Raw genomic sequence first — 6,808 nt, 5'->3', positions numbered from 1 at the left:
ATTGTGGATATTCTTTAAGATTTACGGGTGGCGACGCACCTTACAGATACTGTTGCATGAGTTTTGAGAATTAGTATAAAAATGTCCTCACCGTCTGGGCGGTTGCTACAGCATATTCCATGTATTATGCGGTACACACAAGAAGAGAGATCGCCCGTGTAAGGTGCGTCGCCCACGGGGGATCTGCAAGTTTTATCAAATATGAAGCAGATCCGCACCCTACTTATTAACACCACATAATTAAGGCGGATACTGTACTTCATGAACCACCGAATATGCTGTATATAGCCTTTCTCAAAAAGATGAGGTATGACTGAGAGCTTACATAACCAGCCAGACTAAGAGGGCCCAAGCCCAACAACGTACCTCATCTTTCGCTCGAACCGCTATATCTAATTTAAAACCGGGTTTCTGTAGTTGTTAATAGTCATGGAGGCACGGGTTGTCTAGAAACCCGGTTTCTGAGCGGGTGGCTGCTTGCCAAAGCTATGATTTAGAGTAGAAACGGGGTTTTTGAGGTAAAGTGCGTCGGGGACTGGTTAATTGTTAATTATCGATCGAGCGAGTTCTAGGAGCAGGCGCTGTTCGGCGCGGGCGATCGTCCTGCAAGTTTGTTCTACAGCATCGACATTGACTGAAATAGACGAAATCCCCCACCGCACGAAGGATTCAACTGTCTCGGGATACAATGCTGGAGCGTCGCCGCAGATCGAGCAAGGAATGCCCGCGGCCCGGGCCTGAAGGATTAATTGTTCGATCGCCTTCATTACTGCTCGATCGCGCCCGTTAAAACCACCTGCTACCTGTTCGGAGTTGCGGTGAATGCCTAACAGAAATTGAGTGAAATCGTTGGTGCCGATGGCAATTCCTTGAATTCCTGCTTTTACGTAATCTGGCAATAAAAATAACACCGAAGGAACTTCCGCCATAATCCACAGTTGAAACTCCGCAGGCCGCTTTTTCCAAATAGTTTCTAAGCGCTGGCGACAGTAGATAAACTCCTCAACTGAGCGCACGAAAGGCAAAATTAAATTGACATTTGTATGGCCTGACTCGCAGACTTTTTTAAGTACGCACAGTTCCCAATCAAATAATTCCGGTTCAAAGCTATAACTGAAACTGCCGTGAGCGCCTGATTCGCGCAAATCGAGAGAGCGATAAAATATCGGTCGCGGCCAAACTGCAGCAGCAAATAAACTGAGGCAATCCGCCATGCGCGAGACAAATTCCGATTCGCGACCGTCTTGCAGCCAAACTTTGGGGTTTTGACAGTCCAACGCTTCCAATGCCATTAATTCCGATCGCAGCAATCCGATGCCGTCTATTGGCAGATTTTTGAGGCGGTCGATCGAACTTGTTTGGCTGACATTAACTAGCAGTTGAGTCGCCGTTGGTGATCCCCAAACATATTCGGCAGACTCAGACCGTCGAGATTTAGGCCCGGAATTGGACGATCGCTCTGAGGTTGAAAATTGGTGGTTGGCTATTGACATTTTTGCTGCAGCACTGTAACTATCTGCATTTTTTTCTGTTTCCCGAAGTCGGCCGCTGTCTGCTGTCTCGATCGCATCCTGGTGGGCGAGGGCAAAAACTTCTCCGCTATCGCCGTCTACCAACACCGAATCGCCCGAGGCGATCGCCCGAGTGGCCCCGGCAACTCCCACAACGGCGGGAATCCCCAATTCTCTCGCTAAAATGGCGCCGTGGCCTGTTAAGCCTCCTTGTTCCGCAACTACCCCAGCAGCAATTTTCAGCCAAGGCAGCCAATTCGGCTCAATAGTCCGGGCTACCAAAATGCCTCCGGCTAAGAATTCTGCGTTTTCTGGGTGGGAATTACTCATAACTTGGGCAATTGCTTCGGCTTTTCCTGATGCTGCAGCCAAACCTCTTAGTATCGCAGGATTTCTGGCTGGGGCGATCGAGTTTGGGTTCGGGAGGGCGATCGGATTTTCCCGTACCGACGCGATTTTTTCCCCTTTCAAAAGACGAATTTGAGTGAAATAAAACTGCGGTTCGCCGCTGTTTGCTGTCTGGTCGATCGTCCACTCCAAGATTAAATCCGAGTCAAATTCTGCGATCGCTTTTCTGCTCAATTCAATGATTTTTTGCAGTTGCGATTCGTCTAAAACATATTCAGTTTGTGTTTTCTCTTCCAGGGCCAAAACTTCCACGCAACTGCCAGGAAAATCAGGAATTAGAAATGCAGGCTCGGGAATTGGGAAAGCAGCCCAATTGCCAGTCTGTGGTTTTTTTTTCGGTTCTCCCTCGCCAGCTTTGAGATTATAGGCTAATGTTTTGTAACCGAGTCGCTGGAATTTAACCGCGCCTGTTTCCGGCTGCACTTGATAGTAATCGGGGATGATTTCTCCCCTAGCGAGGGACATTCCCAAACCGTAGGTGGCTTGGATTTCCCACGGTGCGCCCGCGTTAGTTTTTACCTCGCCCGAGGCGATCGCTCCTTGAAGCGGCTGCACCAAAACTGCGGGATTGATTTGCTGTACCTGCAGGCCGCACCGCTGCCAGTAAAATAGACTTCGGGCTCTGAACAGTTCTGCCCAAGCTCGTTTGAGTCCGGCCCCAATTGCTTCTGGTTCTGCCCGTACTGCCTGAGATTCCAGGATTCCGGCTGTTTTCGGGTTCCAGGAAGTCAGGGAAGGGCGAAAAATTAAGGCTTTGGAGTCTGAGTTGAGTTGACAAACAGCAGACTCTAGGGTGGAGAGCAGTGAATCTGGCAGTTTACCGGCGAGGATTTGGTGGCGGATGCTGCGGGCGATCGATTGTAGTTGTCTGGGTTCATCGACATTCAAGTGCAGGGAAGAGTGCGGCCAGTCAGCAAACAGCGGTTCTAGGCAGTCGATCGACTCTAAAAACTGCCAGAATGTGGTAGCCGGCACGACAAAACCCGGTACAACGGGATGATTTTTCTGGAGCAAATAGCTCAAGTAAAATGCTTTTTCTCCCACTGCATCTCGGTCTGAAGGTTGAATTTTGTCTAACCAGTAGAGGTTTTTCACGCTGCGAGCCTGTCCGTGGAAACAGATTGAATGTGATAGTTTTTCCCATTAATCACTTACCACAATTTTAGGATGAACAAGCGACAATGGACGGGATTAGTCAAATCTTTTCTCAATTTATTTCTTAAGTCTAACTGCCCTCTTTGTCAGCGACCGGCCGCCGGAGAGTTTTGTCCGTACTGTCACAAGCAACTTCAGCGATGTCAGTTAGCAGATCCCGGTCGATTTTGGCATTCACAGCAGCGTGTTTTTGTGTGGGGTGAGTACGGCGGGGCTCTCAAACGGGCGATCGCTGCTTTGAAATATGACGGCAATCCGCAATTAGCCAAACCTCTCGGCGGCTGGCTGGCCGAAGCTTGGTTGAGTTTTCCCGAATTAGCTACAGACAATTTAACAGTTGTACCGATTCCCATGCACCAAGAAAAGCTCAAAGAGCGCGGTTTTAACCAGGCGGAACTTTTGGCTGAAAGTTTTTGCGAGCTGACTGGTTTGCCTTTGCAGCGGCACGGTTTGGATCGGGTGAAAAATACTCAGCCTTTATTCGCTCTGACAGCACAGCAGCGGCAAGCGGAAATGGAAAATGCTTTAATTTTGGGGAAAGATTTTCGCCGCAGGCTCCCGCGCGATCGAGTGCTGTTAGTTGATGATATTTACACTAGCGGTATTACGGTTAAGTCGGCAACTAAAATATTGAAACAGTCGGGAATTTCGGTTTATGGAACTGTGGCACTTGCAACTCCGAATAAGATTAATCGGTAAGCTGTGACTGGCTTTAATTTTAAACAGGTTTGTAGTGAGGACTAAAGTCATCGCTACAAACTTATAATATCAATTCCGGCTGCGCCGGAATGACATAGAGGACACGGCAGTGCCGTTTCTTGCGCGCCAGATTAATTGTAGGGACTTAGGCACTGCCGTGTCCCGATCTCGGGTAATATTAATTCCGATGCAACCGGAATTGTTATAACAAGATTTTTTGGGAATAAATAACGAACAGCGAAGACGCGAAGTCCGCGAAGGAAGAGAAAGAAGAGAGAGAGTTTAGGCGGAAAGTGGGAATTGGTTGCTGATGTTCCACCGGCTGCCGTCGTGAAGCAGCAAAGTTAATGTTGAAGCGGTAAACTGAAAGTGGAGCGATCGATCTTTAAATTCCAACCAAGCAGCATCAAAATTTGGCTCGGTTAAATCGCTAAATGCTACTGTCATGTGCGGTACAAATGGGCGAAGTGGAGAACGCCGATCGACAATTCCGAAATTTGCTTCGATATAACTCATCAAATCTTTTTGAATTTCCAGCAATGCCGGCGATTTGACAACATCAACGTAAATGACGCGGGGGGCGAAAGCAGCAAAACCGGAGAGAGTAACGGGAATTGACAGCCGGTTTGCAGAAAACTGGTTCAAACTTTCCTCTAATTTGGGAACATCGTCTGCTAAGCATTCAAAAGGAGGTAGCAGGGTGACGTGCGGCGGCGAATTCAAAGCACGGCTGCTGTTGTAGTGTTCCGCAAAATATAGTTTAATCTCAGTAATGTGCTGTTCAATATCGTCCGGCGGCACTAAAGCAATAAAAAATCGCTGTTTTGACTGGTTCATAGGATAACATCGCAGTGAGGAAGAAATGGCGGAGTATGGAAAATCGAGTATTTACTCAAGGCTTGTACCAAAAACTCCATTCCCAATCTACAATCCAAAATCCAAAATCTAAAATCTAAAATTTAAAATGCCTTGGTTTGTCAAAATTGAGCAAGGAATTGTCGAAAAGCCTGTCTTTGACCAATACGTGCCAGCTCACAGAGCTTATGTCCGAGAGTTGATTTCTAAAGGACACCGAGCGAAAACTGGCTACTGGGCGCGGCGGGGCGGCGGTATGTTGCTGTTTGAGGCGGGTTCGATGGATGAGGCGAAGGCGATCGTCGCTGAAGACCCGCTGGTGAAGAACGGTTGCGTTATTTATGAAATTTATCACTGGTGTGTGGTTGAAGAATAAATAACTGTGTTATACTCACAAATGAACTGGACCCACGCGATTCCAACGCCCAAATCTTGTCAGGACCGGAAGGTAGCAGCAACACGGGATGCTTGTAATAGGCGTGGTCTCCGGTTCACCCTGTTTTATGAGGTGTAGTTCCTATGCCTGGTTTCGGAGATATTTTACAGAAAGCAGTGTACCTTGGTGTCGGGCTAGCTTCCTATGCTGGTGAAAAAGCTGGCAGCAAGTTAACTGAATTACGCACTGAAGCCCAAAAGCTAGCAGATGAATTAGTCAAGCGTGGCGAGATGTCAACGGAAGAAGCTCGTCGCTTTGTTGACGATATGGTACAACAGGCTCAGCAGCAGCCCCCTGTAGCATCGGCTGGGAACGAAAAACCCGCTGAACCTCGGCGGATTGAAATTGTTTCTGAGGAAGAAGATGTTTCGGCAAAAGATGCTAAAGAAACCAGCGGCGTAGACAAGCTCCGCGAACAGGTGCAGAATTTACAAGACGAATTGCGGCGGCTGAAGCTGGATTGAGCTAGAAAAAGCTCGCTGAGCAAAGCACGAAGGGAACTCAGGATAATAGTCTTGAGTTCCCTTTTTGAATATCTGTCCTGTTAAACTTGACCGGATATTCGGCAATAGGTAATAGAATTGAAAGTAGGTGCGATCGCTTCGCATGAGGCTGGCTCCACCTATGTGTAAAATATTTTGCAATAGCAAGCTCTCAAATTCATGGAAGATTGGTCTAAAGATTTTTTTGGAGTAATGGAAAATGCTGTTTCTGAAGTAGAGCATTTTTTCAGCGAAATGGGCGAAGAGTTTGTCGAAATGCTGGACGTTTTGGCAAAAATGTCGGAAGACTTTACAGAACAAGTACAAAATAATCTGATTAACGACATTGACGGTTATTTCAATGAATTTGACGGTTTATTTAATGAATTTCTCGAACCGATAATTGAAATTTGCCGGGACTTTGACCCGGAGTTTGATGAGATAGATTTGTCAATGGTGACTTATGTAGACCCTTCGCCGACGCAGCAGCCGGCTTGTCGCGGTTGTAGCAACTATCACGGTCAAGTTTACGGAGGAAATTTGTTGGTTTGTGCGATGCACCCTACTGGTGTGGAATCGGAGAGTTGCGCTGATTGGGAAGCTGACAGCGATATGAATTTTTAATGTCGGAGTTGAGTTTTTGAGGGGTTAATTGTTTATGGTAACGTCAATTCAGTCTCCGTCAAAGATTTCTCTCGAAGAGTTTCTGCTGCTTCCAGAAACTAAGCCGGCTAGCGAGTATGTTGACGGTCAAATTTATCAAAAAGCTATGCCGCAAGGAAAACACAGCACGTTGCAAATCAAATTTTCATCAGCTATTAATCAAGTTGGTAAACCGCAAAAGTTAGCTTTTGCTTTTCCTGAATTGCGCTGCACTTTTGGGGGAGGTGCTGTTGTTCCCGATTTAGCAGTATTTGAGTGGTCGCGCATTCCTCTGAATTCTCAGGGAGAAATTGAAAATAGGTTTGAAATTGTGCCGGATTGGACAATTGAGATTTTATCGCCGGATCAAAATCCAACTCGGGTCATTAATAATATTTTGTTTTGCTTAAATCACAATGCTAAACTGGGTTGGTTGATTGACCCGGCAGAAAAATTAGTTCTGGTTTTTAAACCGCAGCAGCAACCAGAGGCGAAGGAGAATCAGGATATTTTACCTGTGCTCGATGTGCTGTCAGGTTTGCAAATGTCGGCGGATGATTTGTTTGGGTTGTTAAGTTTTAATTAGAAATGAGTTACAGTTGAGTATAGGGAATATTGCA

Annotated in this window: 7 protein-coding genes and 1 other RNA gene; 6 read left to right on the top strand and 2 right to left on the bottom strand. The window is 46.8% G+C overall.

The window, feature by feature from the left end:
- Nucleotides 1-539: 539 nt before the first annotated feature.
- Nucleotides 540-3,014: a putative PEP-binding protein gene (locus QUA56_RS07515; RefSeq protein ID WP_333355251.1), complete on the bottom strand. Its 2,475-nt coding sequence runs from the start codon at nt 3,012-3,014 to the stop codon at nt 540-542.
- Nucleotides 3,015-3,086: 72 nt separating this feature from the next.
- Between QUA56_RS07515 and QUA56_RS07510 the strand changes: the two genes are divergently transcribed.
- Nucleotides 3,087-3,773, top strand: a complete 687-nt coding sequence (locus QUA56_RS07510; RefSeq protein ID WP_333355248.1) for a ComF family protein — start codon at nt 3,087-3,089, stop codon at nt 3,771-3,773.
- 282 nt (nt 3,774-4,055) lie between these two features.
- Here QUA56_RS07510 and QUA56_RS07505 read toward each other — a convergent pair whose 3' ends face one another.
- On the bottom strand, nt 4,056-4,610 hold the full coding sequence (locus QUA56_RS07505; protein ID WP_333355245.1) for a 2'-5' RNA ligase family protein: 555 nt from the start codon (nt 4,608-4,610) through the stop codon (nt 4,056-4,058).
- A gap of 127 nt (nt 4,611-4,737) precedes the next feature.
- Between QUA56_RS07505 and QUA56_RS07500 the strand changes: the two genes are divergently transcribed.
- The 5 genes from QUA56_RS07500 (at nt 4,738) to QUA56_RS07480 (ending at nt 6,774) form a co-directional block, all read left to right on the top strand.
- Nucleotides 4,738-5,004 carry a YciI family protein gene (locus QUA56_RS07500; protein ID WP_015179070.1) on the top strand — a complete coding sequence of 89 codons (267 nt, stop codon included), beginning with the start codon at nt 4,738-4,740 and terminating at the stop codon, nt 5,002-5,004.
- 23 nt (nt 5,005-5,027) lie between these two features.
- Nucleotides 5,028-5,124, top strand: an RNA gene (gene ffs, locus QUA56_RS07495) — signal recognition particle sRNA small type.
- A 23-nt stretch (nt 5,125-5,147) separates the two neighbouring features.
- Nucleotides 5,148-5,528, top strand: a complete 381-nt coding sequence (locus QUA56_RS07490) for a phasin-related domain-containing protein (RefSeq protein ID WP_333355244.1) — start codon at nt 5,148-5,150, stop codon at nt 5,526-5,528.
- Between the two features lie 198 nt (nt 5,529-5,726).
- Entirely contained in the window at nt 5,727-6,170 is a 444-nt protein-coding gene (locus QUA56_RS07485; RefSeq protein WP_333355241.1) for a hypothetical protein, read from the top strand.
- 34 nt (nt 6,171-6,204) lie between these two features.
- Nucleotides 6,205-6,774 carry a Uma2 family endonuclease gene (locus tag QUA56_RS07480; protein ID WP_333355238.1) on the top strand — a complete coding sequence of 190 codons (570 nt, stop codon included), beginning with the start codon at nt 6,205-6,207 and terminating at the stop codon, nt 6,772-6,774.
- Nucleotides 6,775-6,808: the final 34 nt, after the last annotated feature.

It is taken from the genome of Microcoleus sp. N3A4 (assembly GCF_036701805.1).
In the GTDB taxonomy this organism is placed as follows: domain Bacteria; phylum Cyanobacteriota; class Cyanobacteriia; order Cyanobacteriales; family Microcoleaceae; genus Microcoleus.
Note: the sequence above shows the minus strand (reverse complement) of the source record. Positions and strands in the feature narration are given on the sequence as shown.